Source organism: Pseudomonas sp. S1_G07, from assembly GCF_054668565.1.
The window spans coordinates 5,824,718-5,843,371 of record NZ_CP162778.1; the positions used below are offsets into that span (position 1 = coordinate 5,824,718).

Sequence of the window (18,654 nt, forward strand, 5' to 3'; positions counted from 1 at the left end):
CTTCAAACACTCAAAGGCGTTTGAAAACAGCATTGAAGTTGTCAGTCCAGTGACATTCGGACTGTGAATTTGCGACATGGAGCTAGCAATTTACGACAGCCTCGTAAAGAAGCTGAAAGGAAAGATGGGTAAGTATCGTCAATAAGGGTCTGCGTGATATAACTTTGCGCCGACACAAAAAAGAAAGAGCCGCCCAGATAAAAATACAGGTGGGACGGCAGTACTCTTCCGAAAACCAAAGGAGCAAATCACGATGCGCGTGATGAAGTGGAGCATGATCGCCCTGGCTGTTTCAGCAGGCACCTCGCAGTTCGCAATGGCGTCCTCCCAGGACGATTCCAAGGGTTTCATCGAAGATCAAAGCCTCACGGCCAAGACTCGCATGGAATACATGAACCGCGATTACAAGAACGGCGCAAGTAACCCTTCTTCGGGCACAAGCGGCTATCGTCAGGACACCGGTATCAGCGAGTTGCTCCAATATAAGTCCGGCTTCACGCAAGGCACCGTTGGCGTTGGCCTTGACGCATTCGTCATGGGCTCGGCCAAGCTGGATGGCGGTTCGGGCCGTCGCGGTAACGGTCTGTTCGCCAACGACAGTGATGGCAACCCTGAAAAGACTCAGTCCAAGGGCGGCGCAGCGATCAAGTTCCGTCTTTCCGACACTGTTCTGAAATACGGTCAACAAACCGTCGCCAGCCCTGTGTTCTCGACTGACGATAGCCGTCTGCTGCCTGAAATCGCAACAGGCACCATGATCACCTCCACTGAAATCAAAGGCCTGGAATTGAGCGCAGGGCGTTTCACTGCCCTGAGCAAGCAAACCGGCATGGGTCGCGACAGCATCGGCGGCGTTTCCGACGGTTTCGACAGCGGCAAAGGTCTGACCGCAGCCAACATCTTCGGCGCCACCTACGCATTCACCGATAGCTTCACCGGTACCTTCGCGGCATCGGACGTTGATCAGTATTTCAAGAAGCAATACGTCAACCTGAACTACACCCTGCCGATGAGCGACACCCAGTCGCTGAATTTCGACTTTAACGGGTACCGCACGCGTGGCGACAAGCGCGGCGACCTGGTCGACATGATCGGCGACGGTACCACCGGGGTCGACAACAACGTGTGGAGCTTGCAGGCCGCCTATAGCATCGGCGCTCACAAGTTCACCATCGCTCACCAACGCTCCAGCGGTGACAACGGTTACTACTATGGCGTTGACGGCAACGGCACGATCTTCCTTGCCAACTCCATCCAGATCTCCGACTTCGTAGGTCGGGAAGAACGTTCCTGGCAAGCTCGCTACGACCTTAACATGGCGTCCTACGGCGTTCCTGGGTTGAGCTTCATGACCCGTTACGTCAAAGGCGACAACATCAAGACCAATGGTCTGGGTGAAGGTAAGGAAAACGAGTGGAACGCCGAGTCCAAATACGTCATGCAAAGCGGCCCGGCCAAAGACCTGTCGTTCCGTCTGCGTTTCGCCATGTATCGCTCTAACGGCGCCTACAGTGGTTATTCGGCCGACAACAATGACACCCGTCTGATTGTCGAATACCCGCTGAGCATCTTGTAATAACCACGGGTTCCAACCCCGGTTAAATACAGATAAAAAAAACCGCGCACCTCTTCAGGTACGCGGTTTTTTTATTACAACGGAATGACAGATTAATCGTTCCGACTAAATAGCTAGCAAACTATCCTTTCCATATCACCCGAAACTTGATCCTTAGGACAAGTTTACCATCAAGAACTATTGCTAATTACTTGGTAGAAGTTTCCTGCATAACCCGAATAACTCGCTGCGGAAACGGAATATCAATCCCGGCAGCCTTTAAACGGTCACGCGCCAGTTCATTCAGCATGAACACCACATCCCAATAATCGGGGGTGTTGGTCCAGCAGCGCAGGGAAACGGTGATCGAGCTATCGCCCAAAGTCGAAACCACAGCCACCGCCGCAGGGTCGGTCAGTACGCGTGGATCTTTCGCCAGCTCCAGCAGCACTTCACGAGCCTTCTGCAGATCTGCCTCATAGTCCACCCCGACGTCAAACACCACCTTGCGAGTCGGCTGGCGGTTGGTGTTGGTGATGATGCCGTTGGACAGGATGCCGTTAGGCACGATCACGGTCTTGTTGTCGCCGGTGCGCAGCACGGTATGGAAGATCTGGATGCTGTCGACGGTCCCCGAGGTGCCCTGGGCTTCGATCCAGTCACCAATGCGGAACGGGCGAAACAGCAGAATCAGCACGCCACCGGCGAAGTTGGCCAGGCTGCCTTGCAACGCCAGGCCGATGGCCAGGGTTGCGGCACCAATCGCGGCAACGAACGAGGTGGTTGCCACGCCGATCATCGAGGCCACACTGACGATCAGCATGACTTTCAACGCAATATTGGCCAGGCTGGTGATGAAGTGCTGCAGCGCCAGGTCGGCGTTACGCAGGGCCAGCAGGCGCCCTACTCGGTGGGTCAATACGTTGATCAGCCACCAGCCAATGGCCAGGGTGATCACCGCCAGCAATACGCGGCTGCCGTATTCCATGATCATCGGGATCCACGACTGCGAGGTCTTGATCAAGTGATCCATTTCAGCGTTTAAATCCATGTAGCTTCTCCTGTTTCGCGGATGTACGGCTTTATTGACTGCCTGAAAACGCAAATGAGCCCCGTAGGGCTCAAGTGTAGGCGAGGGATTCCGGGGCGTGGGACGTCAAAAACGCCTTCAGGTTCCGCAAAGTGCCATCAGTCGCGGAAGTTATTGAACTGCAGCGGCATGTCGAAGGTCTTGGCACGCAGGGCCGCGATGGCCTCTTGCAGGTCGTCACGCTTCTTGCCGGTAACCCGTACCTGCTCACCCTGGATGGCGGCCTGGACTTTAAGCTTGGCATCCTTAATATGGGCAACGATCTTCTTTGCCAGTTCTTTGTCGATGCCTTCCTTGAGCACGGCCTCCTGCTTCATCAGCTTGCCGGAGGCGTAGGCATCCTTGACCTCAAGGCACTGCACGTCGATCTTGCGCTTGACCAGGGCCAGCTTGAGGATCTCGATCATCGCTTCCAGCTGGAAATCGGCTTCAGCGGTCAGGTTGACGGTCAGTTCCTTTTCCTTGAATTCGAAGCTGCCCTTGCCTTTCAAGTCATAGCGACGGTCCAGTTCCTTGACGGCGTTCTCGACGGCGTTGGTGACTTCGTGTTTGTCCAGTTCGGATACCACGTCGAACGAAGGCATGTCATATCTCCAATATAAGGGGCGAGCTCAGTAGAGATGGAGCGCGCCCGAGCTAAAATGCCGGGGCATTATAGCGGTTCTTTCGCCCCGTTCACCGCAGGCGACCCAACGGAGCACACACTGATGTCGACCACCTGGCATATTCTCGGCGCTGGCAGCCTGGGCACACTCTGGGCCACTCGCCTGGCGCGGGCCGGCGTGCCTGTCAGGTTGATCCTGCGCGATGCCGCGCGCCTGGCCAGCTACCAGGCTGCCCCCGGGTTGACCCTGGTGGAGCAAGGCGTAGCGCACACTTACCCGGTAATCGGCGAAATACCCGACAGCGCCGAGCCGATTCATCGCCTGCTGGTGGCCTGCAAGGCCTACGATGCCCAGAGCGCCGTCGCACAACTGCAGCACCGACTCGCACCCGACGCCGAACTGATCCTGCTGCAAAACGGCCTCGGCAGCCAGGACGCGGTGGCCGCGCAACTGCCCCAGGCACGCTGCATTTTTGCCTCCAGCACCGAAGGCGCGTTCCGCGACGGCGAATGGCGCGTGGTGTTCGCCGGGCACGGCTATACCTGGCTTGGGGATGTGGGCCATCCTACGCCGCCCGTGTGGCTGGACGACCTGCACGCCGCCGGCATTCCCCACGAATGGAGCACTGACATTCTTACGCGCCTGTGGCGCAAGCTGGCACTCAATTGCGCGATCAACCCGCTGACAGTGCTGTACCAGTGCCGCAACGGCGAACTGCAAGCCCATCAATGCGAAGTGGCGACCCTGTGCGACGAACTCGCCGAACTGCTGCACTGCTGTGGCCAGCCCGCCGCCGCGCAGGATCTTCAGCACGAAGTGGAACGGGTGATCCACGCCACGGCCGCCAACTATTCGTCGATGTACCAGGACGTCGCCAACGCCCGTCGCACTGAAATCAGCTACTTGCTGGGCTATGCTTGCCAGGCGGCAGTTCGTCACCAATTGAACCTGCCGCATGTGCAACAACTGCACATCCGCCTGGTTGAGCAGTTAATTGCACGCCGATTGCCCCGCGACTGAAGCACGCGCTACCCTGCCCGCCTGTCTATCTCCTGGGAAAACCCTGATGCAGCTGCGCCAGCGTCTAGAAAACCTACCGGTCGGGCAGAAACTGCTGGCTGCCCTACTGGTGCTGCTGACCACTGTATTGCTGGTGGCCAACCTGACCTTTATCAGCGCCGCCTACTGGATCTCCCAGGAAAGCATGGCACCCCAGGCGTTGCAGGCCATCGGGCGCCTGGTCTCCAACCCGGCCCTCGCCGCCGAGGCCCTCGAGTCCCCCGCCAAGGCCGATGCGCTGCTCAATGAGCTGACCAGCTATTCGCCGTTGCGCGCCGCCGCGCTGTATGACGGCGAAGGCAACCGCCTGGCGCAGATGCAGCACGGCGATCGCCTGCACCTGCCGGACAACTACCGGCATATCGAGGACTGGCGCATCACCGAGTTTCGCAGCAACCAGGTGATCACCCTGCCCCGCCCCGGCCAGGCTTCCGGGCATTTGCTGCTGGTGGCCAGCAGTGAGCTGCCGGTGGCCTTCTACACCGGTACGCTGACAGCCAGCCTGGGCATCCTGATTTTCAGCGTACTGCTATGGCTGATCATCGCCCGGCAGATCAAGCGCCTGATCACCCGGCCGATCCATGAACTGGAAGAGCTGTCGCGCCAGGTCACACGCGAAGAGAACTATGCCCTGCGCGCCGGCCGTGGCAACCGTGACGAAATCGGCAGCCTCGCCGAAGCCTTCAACACCATGCTGTCGCGTATCGAAGCCCGCGAGCAGCAGCTCAAGCGCGCACGGGACGACTCCCAGGCCGCCTACGACCAGGCACAAGGGCTGGCCGAAGAAACACGCCACACCAACCGCAAGCTGGAGCTGGAAGTCCAGGTTCGCAGCAAGATCGAGAAAAAACTCACCGGTTTCCAGAACTACCTCAACAGCATCATCGACTCGATGCCGTCGGCGCTGATCGCCCTGGACGAACAGCTCTATGTCACCCAGTGGAACCAGGAGGCCAGCGCGCTTTCCGGCACACGCCTGGATGAAGCGCTGAATCAACCGATCTACCTCGCCTTCCAACCGCTCAAGCCTTACTTGCCACAGCTCAAGGCCACGGTGGAGCAGCACACCGTGGAACGCATCGAGCGCGTCACCTGGATCAAGGACGATGAGCCCAAACATTACGCGCTGACCTTCTACCCGCTGACCGGCGGTGCCGGGCGTGGCGTAGTGATCCGTATCGATGACATCACCCAGCGCCTGTCCCTGGAAGAAATGATGGTGCAGTCGGAAAAAATGCTTTCCGTCGGTGGCCTCGCCGCCGGCATGGCGCACGAGATCAACAACCCGCTGGGCGCGATCCTGCACAACGTGCAGAACATTCGCCGCCGGCTGTCCCCCGACCTGCCCAAGAACCTGGAGCATGCCGAGCAAGTGGGTATCTCACTGGATACCGTCAACCATTACCTGCAAAGCCGTGAAGTGCCGCAACTGCTCGACGGCATCCAGCAAGCCGGGGCGCGGGCAGCCAAGATCGTCACCCATATGCTCAGCTTCAGCCGCCGCAGCAACCGCCAGATGGCGCCTTGCGACCTGCCGGCGCTGATCGACCAGGCGGTGGAAATCGCCGGTAACGACTTCGACCTGGCGATTGGCTTCGACTTCAAGGGCCAGGCGATCATCCGCCAGTTCGACCCGCAACTGGGCCCGGTCCCCGGCACCGCCAACGAGCTGGAACAAGTGTTGCTCAACCTGTTGAAGAACGCCGCCCAGGCCATTCACCAGCGTGAAGACGACCGCGAACCGGGGCGCATCATCCTGCGCACGCGCCTCAACCCGCCGTGGGCGGAAATCCAGGTCGAAGACAACGGCATCGGCATGAGCGAAAACGTGCGCAAGCGCACCTTCGAGCCGTTCTTCACCACCAAGGAAATCGGCCAGGGCACCGGGCTTGGGCTGTCGGTGTCGTACTTCATCATCACCAACAACCACAAAGGCCAGATGGAGGTGCACTCCACCCTGGGCCAAGGCACCTGCTTTACCCTGCGCCTCCCCTTGGCCGGCAGCCAGCTGCCGCCCCACGAACTGACCCAACTGGAGCACTGACATGGGCTTTCGCCTGTCGAAAATCTACACCCGCACCGGCGACAACGGCGAAACCGGCCTCGGTGACGGCCGCCGCGTGCCCAAGGACCACCCGCGCGTGGAGGCTATCGGCGAAGTCGATACGTTGAACAGCCAACTGGGGTTGCTGCTGGCCGGCCTTGAGGAGCAAAGCGGTCAGCACCCGGCACTCAAAGAGGTCATTGAGGTACTTACGCCTTGCCAGCATCGATTGTTCGATCTGGGCGGTGAGCTGGCGATGCCGGTGTACAAGGCCTTGAATGCAGCGGAAGTGGATCGGCTGGAAGACGCAATTGATCACTGGAACGAAGAAGTCGGACCACTGGAGAACTTCATCCTGCCCGGTGGTTCAGCATTGATTGCCCAGGCCCATATGTGCCGCAGTTTGGCGCGCAGTGCGGAACGGCGGTGTCAGCACCTGAATGCGGTGGAGCCGTTGGAAGGGGTTGGGTTGGCGTATATCAATCGGTTGTCGGATTTGCTGTTTGTGGCGGCGCGGGTGATTGCCAAACGTCAGGGCGTGGCTGAGGTTCTGTGGCAGGCGGCGGCTAAACCTCATTGATCATTGAGCGTCTGATCTGACGCCTTCGCGAGCAAGCCCGCTCCCACATTTGACCGCATTGCCAAATCGGGCACCGACCAAAATGGGGGAGCGGGCTTGCTCGCGAAGAGGCCCTTCAGAACACCATCAACCCTCGGGCCAAAACGCCCGAATGCCCGCCACACCTTGAGCCCCGGCTTCCCAGGCCTGTTCCCGCTCGGCAGGCCCAACCCCGCCCAACAGAAACACCGGCTTGCTGAACCCACGGATCAACTCCACCGCCTGCTCCCAGCCCAAAGGCTGCGCATCCGGATGGGTCTGGGTCGGCTGCACCGGCGACAACGTGACAAAATCCACGTCCATCAACTCCGCCAGCGCCAGTTCTTCAGCGTTGTGGCAAGACGCCGCCAGCCAGCGATCCTTCGGCAACGGTCGGCCCTTGCTCGCATATTTGCGCAGTTGGGCCGAGGTCATGTGCCAGCCGGCCGCCGGAAAATCCCCCAGCCATTCGAACGGGCCCTTGAGCATCAATTGCGCCTTGCCGGCGCACAGGCCCACGGCATCCACCGCGAGGTCGCGGTACTTGGGGTCGTAGCCGTTGGGCGCCCGCAGCTGGACCAGCTTGATCCCGCCCGCCACAGCCTTCTGGATACCGCGTAACAACGTCGGCGTTTCCAGCTCGCCAGGGGTGATCAGGTAGTCGGCGGGTAACCGCGCTGCCGCAACGATAGGCGCGTTGGCCGCCGGGAACTCATAGTTGAGCAGGTCCCGAGGGGCCACCCATTCCAGCGGCTGCCCTTCGGCGCCGTGGGGCTCGCCGGTGAAGGCCGAGACTTCCCAGACATCCAACAACACCTGCTTGTCCGGGTAGTCATGCCGCACCTTGATCAGCGGCCGCGCCTTGGTGACCTGGATACCCAGCTCTTCCTGCAATTCGCGGGACAAGGCGCTGGCGACCGATTCATCGGCCTCTACCTTGCCGCCAGGAAACTCCCAGAGGCCGCCCTGATGCTGGGTATCGGCGCGACGCGCAAGCAGGATCCTGCCATCGACGCCGCGGATCACCGCTGCTGCTACATGCACTCGTTTCACCGCGCTTATCCTCCAGGCTTCAGGTACGGTATTCCGCGTTGATCTTCACGTACTCGTGGGACAGGTCGGTGGTCCAGATGGTTTCGCTGCAATCGCCGCGCCCCAGTTCGATGCGGATGGTGATTTCTTCCTGCTGCATCACCGCCGAGCCCTGGGCTTCGGTGTAGGTTTCGGCGCGGGCGCCACGGCTGGCGATGCACAAGTCGCCCAGGAATACGTCGATCTTGCTCACGTCCAGCTCCGGCACACCGGCACGGCCAACGGCAGCGAGGATGCGGCCCCAGTTCGGGTCGGAGGCGAACAGTGCGGTCTTGATCAGCGGCGAGTGGGCCACGGTGTAGCCGACATCCAGGCATTCCTGGTGATTGCCGCCGCCGTTGACTTCAACGGTAACGAACTTGGTGGCACCCTCGCCGTCACGCACGATGGCCTGGGCCACGTCCATGCACACCTCGAACACCGCTTGCTTGAGGGCTGCGAACAATGGGCCGTTGGCGGAGGTGATTTCCGGCAGATTGGCTTGGCCAGTGGCGATCAGCATGCAGCAATCGTTGGTCGACGTGTCGCCATCGATGGTGATGCGGTTGAACGATTTGTTGGCACCATCCAGGATCAGGCTGTGCAGTACGTCGCGGGAGACTTTGGCATCGGTGGCGATATAGCCAAGCATGGTAGCCATGTTCGGGCGAATCATGCCGGCGCCTTTGCTGATGCCTGTCACGGTGACCGTCACGCCGTCATGCACGAATTGACGGCTCGCGCCTTTTGGCAGGGTGTCGGTGGTCATGATGCCGGTAGCGGCGGCCGCCCAATTATCCACAGACAGGTCATCCAGCGCGGCTTGCAGGGCACCTTCGATTTTTTCCACCGGCAGCGGCTCGCCGATCACACCGGTGGAATACGGCAGCACCTGACTGGCGTCCACGCCGGCCAACTGTGCCAGCTTGGCGCACGTGCGCGCAGCAGCCACCAGGCCAGGCTCGCCGGTGCCGGCGTTCGCGTTGCCGGTGTTGGTCAGCAGGTAACGGATTGAGCCGGCAACACGCTGCTTGGCCAGGATCACCGGCGCGGCGCAGAAGGCGTTGAGGGTGAACACACCGGCGACGGTCGAGCCTTCGGCACAGCGCATCACCACCACATCCTTGCGCCCCGGGCGTTTGATACCGGCCGAAGCGATACCCAGTTCAAAACCGGCAACCGGGTGCAATGTGGGCAAAGGACCAAGACCAACAGCCATGAATGCGCTCCTCAAAAATAGGTGATGTCTGTGCCGTCGTGATGGACGGTGAAATTAATGGCAAAACGCCGCGACGGCAAAAGCCGGTCGCGGCGCGGGGTGTGGCAGCGTCGGGCGAAAATCTTATTCGATCTGGCCGTGGCAGTGTTTGAATTTCTTGCCCGAACCGCAGTAGCACAGCTCGTTGCGGCCCAGCTTCTGATCGTTGCGCACTGGCGTCTGAGCCAGGACCACATCAACCTCTTCACCCATGACTTCAGGCGCGTCCAGACCCGGCGCTTCGTCATGCTGGAACTGCATGCGTGCGGCCAGCACCTCGGCTTCCTGACGCAGACGGGCCTCTTCCTCGATCGGGTCTTCGCGACGCACCTGAACGTGGGAGAGCACGCGAATCGAATCGCGCTTGATCGAATCCAGCAATTCGGAGAACAGCGTGAACGACTCGCGCTTGTACTCCTGCTTCGGGTTCTTCTGGGCGTAGCCACGCAGGTGGATGCCGTGGCGCAGGTGGTCCATGGTCGACAGGTGGTCCTTCCACAGGTCGTCCAGCACGCGCAGTACGATTTGCTTCTCGAAGGTGCGCAGTGCTTCGGCACTCGCCTGCTCTTCTTTCTCGTTGTACGCGGCCAGCAGCTCGGCCATCAGTTTTTCGCGCAGGGTTTCTTCGTACAGGTGGTCGTCTTCGTCGAGCCATTGCTGGACCGGCAGGTCGACACCGAAGTCGCTCTTCAAGGCCGCTTCCAGGCCGGCAACATCCCACTGCTCAGGCAGCGACTGTGGCGGAATGTGAGCGTTGACGGTGGCGTTGAGCACGTCCTGGCGGAAATCGGCGATGGTCTCGCCAATGTTGTCGGCGGCGAGCAACGTGTTACGCATGTGATAGATCACTTTACGCTGTTCGTTGTTGACGTCGTCGAACTCGAGCAGTTGCTTGCGAATGTCGAAGTTACGGCCTTCAACCTTGCGCTGGGCCTTCTCGATGGCGTTGGTCACCATGCGGTGCTCGATTGCCTCACCGGACTGCATCCCCAGGGCCTTCATGAAGTTCTTCACCCGATCAGAGGCGAAGATACGCATCAGGCTGTCTTCCAGGGACAGGTAGAAACGGCTGGAACCGGCGTCACCCTGGCGACCGGCGCGACCACGCAGCTGGTTGTCGATACGGCGCGACTCGTGACGCTCGGAAGCGATCACCTGCAGGCCGCCGGACTCCAGCACGGCCTGGTGGCGTTTCTGCCAGTCGGCCTTGATCTGTGCGACCTGCTCGGGGGTAGGATTGTCCAGCGAAGCCACTTCCACTTCCCAGTTGCCGCCCAACAGAATGTCGGTACCACGACCGGCCATGTTGGTGGCGATGGTCAGCGCGCCTGGGCGACCTGCCTGGGCAATGATCTCGGCTTCCTTTTCGTGGAACTTGGCGTTGAGGACCTTGTGCTCGATGCCTTCCTTGTTGAGCAGGTTGGACACGTGCTCGGACGTCTCGATGGTGGCGGTACCCACCAGGATCGGACGCCCCTGGGCCATGCCGTCCTTGATGTCGTTGATGATTGCCGCGTATTTCTCTTCGGCAGTCAGGAACACCAGGTCGTTGAAATCCTTACGTGCCAGTGGCTTGTTCGGCGGGATGACCACCACCGACAGACCGTAGATCTGATGGAATTCGAACGCTTCGGTGTCGGCCGTACCGGTCATGCCGGACAGCTTGCTGTAAAGGCGGAAGTAGTTCTGGAAGGTGGTGGATGCCAACGTCTGGCTTTCGGCCTGGATGTTGAGCATTTCCTTGGCTTCGATGGCCTGGTGCAGGCCCTCGGACAGGCGACGCCCCGGCATGGTACGGCCGGTGTGTTCATCGACCAGTACGACCTGGCCATCCTGCACGATGTATTCGACGTTGCGATGGAACAGCTTGTGGGCACGCAGGCCGGCATACACGTGGGTCAACAGGCCCAGGTTGTGTGCCGAGTACAGGCTCTCGCCCTCGGCCAGCAGGCCGATCTGGGTCAGCATGTCTTCGACGAACTGGTGGCCGGCTTCGTTGAGTTCGACCTGACGGGTCTTCTCGTCGATGGAGAAGTGACCTTCTTTGGTCACCACGCCTTCCACTTCCTCGATGTGCTGCTCCAGGCGCGGGATCAACTTGTTGATCTCGGTGTACAGGCGCGAGCTGTCTTCGGCCTGGCCGGAGATGATCAGCGGGGTACGGGCTTCGTCGATGAGGATGGAGTCGACTTCGTCGATCACGGCAAAGTTGAGTTCACGCTGGAATTTTTCTTCCATGCTGAACGCCATGTTGTCGCGCAGGTAGTCGAAACCGAATTCGTTGTTGGTGCCGTAGGTGATGTCGGCGGCGTAGGCGGCGCGTTTCTCTTCCGGCGGCTGGAACGGCGTTACCACACCGACGGTCAGGCCAAGGAATTCATACAGCGGGCGCATCCAGTTGGCGTCCCGGCGAGCCAGGTAGTCGTTCACCGTCACAACGTGCACGCCCTTGCCGGACAGTGCGTTGAGGTAAACACCCAGGGTCGCTACCAGGGTCTTGCCTTCACCGGTACGCATTTCGGCGATCATGCCTTCATGCAAGGTCATGCCGCCGATCAACTGGACGTCGAAGTGACGCATGCCCATGACACGCTTACCGGCTTCACGGGCAACCGCAAAGGCTTCGGGGAGCAGCTTGTCGAGGGTTTCACCTTTGGCTATGCGGGCCTTGAACTCTTGGGTCTTGGCGCGCAATTGCTCGTCCGAAAGGGCAACCATCTGCTCTTCGAAAGCATTGACCAGCTGCACCGTCTTGAGCATGCGTTTGACTTCGCGCTCATTCTTGCTTCCAAAAAGTTTCTTTAACAAAGGCGCAAACATATCGGCAGGTTCTTCCACACATAGGGATGGAGGGCGCACCGTGAGTGGCCCGAGCAGCCCTCACGGCCGCATGCGAACGCGCATTCTACCCGGAATCGTGGGTGAGGAAAGTGGCGTTGTTCCCCGATGATGGCATGGGGCTGTGAGAGGGCGTGTTTAAAATAAGGGCTTTTGCGTGAACTTCAACCCATGGAGCCCATTGATTTCATGGGCGAAGGCCCGGTAATGCATTGGCCGGGGGCGGGCAGGCGCTTTCTGTTAAGATGGCACCTCTGTTACTTAAGGTGTCCAATCATGGCATTTCGCCCCCTTACAGCCCGCGCGCCCAGCGTGTTGCTTCGCGAAGCCAAGCCGTTGAAAGCCATCTTTGGCCATGCGCAACGCTTGGACCATTTGCAACGCCTGCTTGAAAGCCAGCTGCAACCCGCCGCACGCGAACATTGTCATGTAGCCTCCTGGCGTGAAGGCAACCTGCTGCTAATTGTCACAGATGGCCACTGGGCGACCCGCTTACGCTATCAGCAAAAACGCCTGCAACGCCAGTTGATGGCATTCGACGAGTTCGCCAGCCTCACGCGCATCCAATTCAAGGTGCAGCCACCGACCGTACAACAAGGCGCGGTGGGCCACACCATGGACTTGTCAGAGACGGCGGCCGAGACCATCCAGGCCACGGCCGACGGGATCAGCGACCCAGGCCTGCGCGCGGCGCTTGAACGCCTGGCCGCCCACGCCAGACCAAAGCCCTGAACCGCTACTTGCGTTTACTGCCGCCCAGCAACGACCCCAACAGCCCACGCACCAGTTGGCGCCCCATCTGATTGGCCGCCTGCTGCATCGCTGATTTCAGCGCCTTGCCTGCCGCCGTGCCCAGAAATGCCCCCGCCTTGTCGGTAAAGCTCGATTCCTCGGCGGCCGGCGCAGCGCTTTCGGCAGGGCTCAAGTCCTTACGGGCGATCAGTACCTCATAAGCGGACTCCCGATCAATCGGCTTGTCATAGCGCCCCAGCAGGGGTGAACGGGCGATCAGTGCAGTGCGTTCTGCCTCGCTGAGCGGTCCGATTCGCGATTGCGGCGGCGCCACCAGTACGCGCTGGACGACTTCCGGCGTGCCTTTTTCCTGCAAGGTCCCCACCAGCGCCTCACCCGTACCCAGCTCGGTGAGCACCGTCAAGGCATCAAATGCCGGGTTTGGCCGGAAACCATCCGCCACCGCGCGCAGGGATTTCTGCTCTTTGGTGGTGAATGCGCGCAGACCGTGCTGGATACGCAAGCCGAGTTGGGCCAGTACCGTGTCCGGCAAGTCGCCAGGCGACTGAGTCACGAAGTACACACCGACCCCTTTGGACCGAATCAACCGCACCACTTGCTCCAGCCGCTCCTGCAAGGCCTTGGGGGTGTCGGCGAACAACAGGTGCGCCTCGTCAAAAAACAGCGCCAGCAGCGGTTTATCCGCATCGCCGCGCTCGGGCAGTTGTTCGAACAATTCCGCCAACAGCCACAGCAGGAACGTCGCGTACACCTTCGGCGCCTCGTGTACCAGTCGGCTGGCATCCAGCAGGTGGATGCGCCCGCGCCCATCGCTGGCCGGTTGCAGGAGATCTTCGAGCTGCAGGGCCGGTTCGCCGAACAACGCGTGCGCGCCCTGTTGTTCGAGCACCGCCAGGCGCCGCAACAGTGCCTGGCTGGAGCCGGTGGTCATCAGCGCGGCGTCCTCACCCAATAACTCCGGGTGATAACGCAGATGGTTGAGCAAAGCCTTGAGATCCTTGAGGTCCAGCAGCAACAAGCCTTCGCGATCCGCCACCTTGAACGCTGCGTAGAGGGCCGACTGCTGGCTGTCCGTCAGCTCCAGCAAACTGCCGAGCAACAACGGGCCCATTTCGCTGATGGTGGTGCGCAATGGATGACCGGACTGCCCGTGGATATCCCACAACGTGACTGGATATTCCTGAGCCGTGTAATTCAGAAAAGGCATGCCGGCGATACGCTCCGCCACCTTGCCCTGAGGAAAGGCAGCGGCACCCAGGCCGCAGAGGTCCCCTTTGATATCAGCGGCAAACACCGCGACGCCCGCATCACTGAAGGCCTCTGCCAGGCGCTGCAAGGTGACGGTCTTGCCCGTACCCGTAGCGCCGGCAATCAACCCGTGACGGTTGGCCAGGCGCAGGGCCTGGGCGACGGGCTGGCGATCAAGGCCGGCACCTATGAGAAGTTGCGTGGAATCAGGCATTTAGTCACCCATGGTTAATCTTTAGTGTCGCCAGGTCGATAAGCTCGATGTGAGACCCATAAAGTCTAAAAATCGCCCAGATAGTTCCTACAGGGACCAACGGAAATATCAAACTTTTTTTGACGTTACCCTTCGCGTGTTCCACAAGGACGCGCTTTGGATATTAAGACCTTAGCGGACCCTTCAAGCCATGAATAAAAATCTGCGTTTCAGCCATAAAATCCTGCTTGCAGCCTCCCTTGTCGTCATCGCCGCGTTTGCATTGTTCACGCTCTACAACGATTACCTGCAACGCAACGCCATCCGTGATGACCTCAACAGCTACCTGCACGAAATGGGCGACGTCACCGCCAGCAGCATTCAGACCTGGCTGACCGGGCGTATCGCGCTGGTGGAGAACGCTGCACAGAACATCGCCATCAACCCTGAACCGAACGTGGTTGCCAGCCTGCTGGACCAGAAGACCCTGACCTCCTCGTTCATGGCCACCTACGTGGGCGACAGCCAGGGCGCGTTCACCATCCGCCCCGAGACCAAGATGCCGGACGGCTTCGACCCCCGCGTTCGCCCCTGGTACAAAGGTGCCCAGAGCAGCAACGGCTCGACCCTGACCGAGCCCTATATCGATGCCGCCACCGGCAAATTGATCATTTCCATCGCTACCCCCAGCACCAAGGGCAGCCAGAGCATCGGCGTGGTCGGCGGCGACCTGAGCCTGCAGACGCTGGTGGACAACATCGGCGCACTGAACTTCGGTGGTATGGGCTATGCGTTCCTGGTCAGCGCTGATGGCAAGGTACTGGTGCACCCGAACAAAAACCTGGTGATGAAGACCCTCGCCGATGTCTACCCCAACCACACGCCAACGATCAGCGGCGACTTCAGCGAAGTCCAAGCCAACGGCAAACTCAACATCGTCACTTTCACTCCGATCAAAGGCTTGCCCTCGGGGAACTGGTACCTGGGGTATCGGTGGATAAAGACGAAGCCTACGCAATGCTCAGCAAATTCCGCACCTCTGCGGTGATCGCCACCGTGATTGCCGTGGTGATCATCATTGCCCTGCTGGGCATGCTGATCCGCGTGCTGCTGCAACCGTTGCACCTCATGACCCGCGCCATGCAGGACATCGCCGACGGCGAGGGCGACCTGACGCGCCGCCTGACTATCCAGAACCACGATGAATTCGGCACCCTGGGTAATGCGTTCAACAGCTTCGTGGAGCGAATTCATACGTCGATTCGCGAAGTGTCCTCGGCCACCGAGCAGGTCAACGAGGTCGCACTGCGGGTGGTCAGCGCCTCCAACTCGTCGATGGTCAATTCCGACGAACAGGCCAACCGTACCAACAGTGTCGCCGCCGCGATCAATGAGCTGGGGGCTGCCGCCCAGGAAATCGCGCGCAATGCCGCGCAGGCTTCAAACCAGGCCAGCGATGCCCGCCAACTGGCCGAAGATGGCCAGCAAGTGGTCGAGCGTAATATCAAGGCAATGACCCAACTGTCCGAGATGATCAGCGCCTCCAGCAGCAATATCGAAGCACTTAACAGCAAAACGGTGAATATCGGCCAGATTCTCGAAGTGATCACCAGCATTTCCCAGCAAACCAACCTGCTGGCGCTGAACGCCGCCATCGAGGCCGCACGGGCCGGTGAAGCCGGACGCGGGTTTGCCGTGGTGGCCGATGAAGTGCGCAACCTGGCCCATCGCACCCAGGAGTCGGCCCAACAGGTACAGACGATGATCGAGGAGCTGCAGGTCGGCGCCCGTGAATCGGTGAGTACCATGAGCCAGAGCCAGCGTCACAGCCATGACAGCGTGGAAATCGCCAACCTCGCCGGTGAACGCCTGAACAGCGTGACCCAGCGCATTGGCGAGATCGACGGCATGAACCAGTCGGTCGCCACCGCCACCGAAGAGCAGACGTCGGTGGTGGAGTCGATCAACATGGACATCACGGAAATCAACACCCTCAATCAGGAAGGGGTAGAAAACCTGCAATCGACTTTGCGGGCCTGCGCCGATCTGGAACAGCAGGCAGCACGCTTGAAACAGCTGGTGGGCAGTTTCCGGATCTGATCCATCACAGGCGCCACAACGGCGCCTGCACTGTTTGCACGATGAACACCAACCGAACATCTATCCTTAGCTCAGGTCCACGTTATGGAGAGCAATGGATTGGAGGGGGGTTCATCGTGCATATCGCTGACATAACCATGTTCTACGCCCCGGCAAGCGGCGGCGTACGCACCTACCTGGACGCCAAGCACCGTCGCCTGGCGCTCAAGCCCGGCATTCGCCACAGCCTGTTGATACCCGGCGCGCACTTGAGCGAACGGGATGGCGTGTTCAACGTACCCGCGCCTGCCCTGCCCTTCGGCAAAGGCTATCGATTCCCCCTGCGCCTGGCCCCGTGGCGAAATGTCCTGCGCGACTTACAGCCCGATCTGATAGAGGTAGGTGACCCTTACCTCACTGCCTGGGCCGCACTGGATGCTCGGCGCCAGTTGGATGTGCCGGTCATCGGCTTCTACCATTCCGATTTACCGTTGCTGGTGAGCAACCGCATGGGGCCGTGGTTTACACCTAACGTTGAAGCCTACGTCAGCAAACTCTATGGGAATTTTGACCGGGTGCTGGCGCCAAGCCAGGTGATGGCCGACAAACTCACGGGGCTCGGGGTGAAAAATGTCTTCGTCCAGCCCCTGGGAGTCGACCTGCAGACCTTTACCCCGCAAGTGCGCGACCTGGGCTTGCGTGCCGAACTGGGAATTGGCCAGGACACCCGCCTGCTGATCTTTGCCGGGCGCGGCTCCAAGGAGAAAAACCTGCCGGTGCTGCTGCGTTGCATGAAGCGCCTGGGCAACAGCTACCACTTGTTGCTGGTGGGCTCCGGCATGCCGGCCAGCGTGCCTGACAACGTTACGGTTATCGATGGGTTTCGTCCCGCCCACCACGTTGCCCGGCTGATGGCCAGTGCCGACGTCTTGCTGCATGCCGGGGACCAGGAAACCTTTGGCCTGGTCATCCTGGAAGCCATGGCCTGCGGCATACCGGTGGTCGCCGTGGCAGCCGGGGCGTTCAACGAGATTGTCGACGAACGCTGCGGTCTGCTGTGCACGCCCAACAACCCACAGGCAATGGCCGACGCGGTACGCGAGTTGTTCAACGCCGACAGCCGCCGGCTCGGCGCACAAGCTCGGCGTCACGTAGAGCGCCATTACGCATGGGATACGGTAGTCGACAGCCTGCTCGGCCATTACTACGCCGTCCTGGGCAGTCAAAAGCCGATGCGTTCCCATGCCTGAGCGTTCGGTATTGCTGGTGCTGCACGATGTGGCACCGCACAACTGGGCTGAGTACCGCCCGTTTGTCGAGGCCGTCGACGCCTTGGGCAGGGTGCCGATCACCTGGCTGGTGGTGCCGGACTTCCATCGCCACGACGCCCTGTCCGCCCACGGCGATTTTCGGCGCCTGCTGGACAGCCGCTTGGCCAAGGGCGACGAACTCGTCCTGCACGGCTACTACCACTGCGATGATCAACCGGCACCGCGCACCCCAACAGACTGGTTCATGCGCCGCCTCTATACCCATGAAGGAGAGTTCTACTCGCTGTCAGAGGCCCAGGCCCTGACCCGTCTGCATGACGGCATGCAGGTATTTCACCGCTACGGCTGGCCATTGCAGGGTTTCGTCGCACCCGCCTGGCTGATGAGCCAAGGTACGCGGGCGGCATTGCGCCAACTCCCGCTGTGCTACACCAGTGGCCCGCAGCACTTGTATCGGCTGCCCGATTTCAATCCGGTCAAGGCCCCGGGCCTGGTCTGGAGTGCGCGCAGTGCCTGGCGTCGCGGGGTGTCCAAAGTCATCAGCGACCAGCGCGAACAACGTTGGCAGGCAGCCCCCGTGATTCGCCTGGGCCTGCACCCGGTGGACATGCGCCACGAATTTTCACGCCGTTATTGGCTGCAAACCTTACAACGCCTGCTGAACGCTGGGCGCACTCCGCTGACCAAGGCGGATTGGCTGTCAACCCAGCCCTGAAGGAGTTGGCAGCGCGTGCTCAAGCGTCTGGATCCGTCGCAGCGGGCGGTTCAACTGTTTTCTGCAACTGTTCCCACAACTGGGCAGCGCCGGGAAAATCCGTGCCGTCCTCCGTACCCAGTGCCTGCGGGTCATAGCGACTCAGGCATCCCTCACCCAGCGTAGCGGGCGCCTTGGACGTGGCTTTATCGAGCGGGTCGTTCATGGTCTGGTCCTGCCGTGCGGACAATAAAAAAGGGCCTGGAACGATTTAACGCCCAGGCCCTTCTTTGTTCAA

At 60.4% G+C, this 18,654-nt stretch carries 14 protein-coding genes and 1 pseudogene; 8 read left to right on the forward strand and 7 right to left on the reverse strand.

The annotated features are described in order from the left end of the window. Positions 1 to 253: 253 nt before the first annotated feature. Positions 254 to 1,576: an OprD family porin gene (locus AB4O05_RS26615; protein WP_460134392.1), complete on the forward strand. Its 1,323-nt coding sequence runs from the start codon at positions 254 to 256 to the stop codon at positions 1,574 to 1,576. Positions 1,577 to 1,763: 187 nt separating this feature from the next. Here AB4O05_RS26615 and AB4O05_RS26620 read toward each other — a convergent pair whose 3' ends face one another. Together AB4O05_RS26620 and AB4O05_RS26625 are read right to left on the reverse strand one after the other, a co-directional pair. Further along, positions 1,764 to 2,606, reverse strand: a complete 843-nt coding sequence (locus tag AB4O05_RS26620) for a mechanosensitive ion channel family protein (RefSeq protein ID WP_460134390.1) — start codon at positions 2,604 to 2,606, stop codon at positions 1,764 to 1,766. A 137-nt stretch (positions 2,607 to 2,743) separates the two neighbouring features. After that, the gene (locus AB4O05_RS26625) at positions 2,744 to 3,229 is read right to left on the reverse strand and encodes a YajQ family cyclic di-GMP-binding protein (protein WP_003193880.1); all 486 of its coding nucleotides are present in this window, start codon (positions 3,227 to 3,229) and stop codon (positions 2,744 to 2,746) included. A 123-nt stretch (positions 3,230 to 3,352) separates the two neighbouring features. Between AB4O05_RS26625 and AB4O05_RS26630 the strand changes: the two genes are divergently transcribed. From AB4O05_RS26630 to AB4O05_RS26640, 3 genes are read left to right on the forward strand one after another with little or no spacing between them, the layout of a single operon-like run. Next, entirely contained in the window at positions 3,353 to 4,270 is a 918-nt protein-coding gene (locus tag AB4O05_RS26630; protein ID WP_460134388.1) for a putative 2-dehydropantoate 2-reductase, read from the forward strand. Positions 4,271 to 4,316: 46 nt separating this feature from the next. Beyond that, complete coding sequence (locus AB4O05_RS26635) at positions 4,317 to 6,353, forward strand: sensor histidine kinase (protein WP_460134387.1); 2,037 nt, start codon at positions 4,317 to 4,319, stop codon at positions 6,351 to 6,353. Position 6,354: 1 nt separating this feature from the next. Beyond that, on the forward strand, positions 6,355 to 6,933 hold the full coding sequence (locus tag AB4O05_RS26640) for a cob(I)yrinic acid a,c-diamide adenosyltransferase (protein ID WP_460134386.1): 579 nt from the start codon (positions 6,355 to 6,357) through the stop codon (positions 6,931 to 6,933). Between the two features lie 126 nt (positions 6,934 to 7,059). Here the strand turns inward: AB4O05_RS26640 and AB4O05_RS26645 are convergent, their stop codons facing one another. The 3 genes from AB4O05_RS26645 to secA all read right to left on the reverse strand — a co-directional run bounded on the left by AB4O05_RS26645 (position 7,060) and on the right by secA (position 12,100). Next, positions 7,060 to 8,004 (reverse strand): Nudix family hydrolase, encoded by a 945-nt coding sequence (locus AB4O05_RS26645; protein WP_460134380.1) that lies wholly within the window; start codon positions 8,002 to 8,004, stop codon positions 7,060 to 7,062. 19 nt (positions 8,005 to 8,023) lie between these two features. Then, a complete protein-coding gene (gene argJ / locus AB4O05_RS26650) occupies positions 8,024 to 9,241 on the reverse strand; it encodes a bifunctional glutamate N-acetyltransferase/amino-acid acetyltransferase ArgJ (protein WP_460134378.1) in 1,218 nt (405 codons plus the stop codon). A gap of 123 nt (positions 9,242 to 9,364) precedes the next feature. Continuing rightward, positions 9,365 to 12,100, reverse strand: coding sequence for a preprotein translocase subunit SecA (secA, locus tag AB4O05_RS26655; protein WP_460134376.1), 2,736 nt, complete (start codon positions 12,098 to 12,100; stop codon positions 9,365 to 9,367). 294 nt (positions 12,101 to 12,394) lie between these two features. Between secA and AB4O05_RS26660 the strand changes: the two genes are divergently transcribed. Next, positions 12,395 to 12,850, forward strand: a complete 456-nt coding sequence (locus AB4O05_RS26660; RefSeq protein ID WP_460134375.1) for a DUF721 domain-containing protein — start codon at positions 12,395 to 12,397, stop codon at positions 12,848 to 12,850. A 4-nt stretch (positions 12,851 to 12,854) separates the two neighbouring features. On the opposite strand, the gene AB4O05_RS26665 is transcribed toward AB4O05_RS26660, so the two are convergent. Continuing rightward, the gene (locus AB4O05_RS26665) at positions 12,855 to 14,333 is read right to left on the reverse strand and encodes a helicase HerA-like domain-containing protein (protein ID WP_460134373.1); all 1,479 of its coding nucleotides are present in this window, start codon (positions 14,331 to 14,333) and stop codon (positions 12,855 to 12,857) included. A gap of 190 nt (positions 14,334 to 14,523) precedes the next feature. On the opposite strand from AB4O05_RS26665, the pseudogene AB4O05_RS26670 reads away from it, so the two are divergent. The 3 genes and pseudogenes from AB4O05_RS26670 (at position 14,524) to AB4O05_RS26680 (ending at position 18,377) form a co-directional block, all read left to right on the forward strand. Further along, positions 14,524 to 16,412, forward strand: a pseudogene (locus tag AB4O05_RS26670) (methyl-accepting chemotaxis protein). A 137-nt stretch (positions 16,413 to 16,549) separates the two neighbouring features. Further along, the gene (locus AB4O05_RS26675) at positions 16,550 to 17,641 is read left to right on the forward strand and encodes a glycosyltransferase family 4 protein (RefSeq protein WP_460137736.1); all 1,092 of its coding nucleotides are present in this window, start codon (positions 16,550 to 16,552) and stop codon (positions 17,639 to 17,641) included. Then, complete coding sequence (locus tag AB4O05_RS26680; protein WP_460134372.1) at positions 17,634 to 18,377, forward strand: DUF2334 domain-containing protein; 744 nt, start codon at positions 17,634 to 17,636, stop codon at positions 18,375 to 18,377. Before AB4O05_RS26675 ends, AB4O05_RS26680 begins: the two co-directional genes overlap by 8 nt. A gap of 19 nt (positions 18,378 to 18,396) precedes the next feature. Here the strand turns inward: AB4O05_RS26680 and AB4O05_RS26685 are convergent, their stop codons facing one another. Further along, positions 18,397 to 18,582, reverse strand: a complete 186-nt coding sequence (locus tag AB4O05_RS26685) for a hypothetical protein (protein WP_460134370.1) — start codon at positions 18,580 to 18,582, stop codon at positions 18,397 to 18,399. Between the last annotated feature and the right edge of the window lie 72 nt (positions 18,583 to 18,654).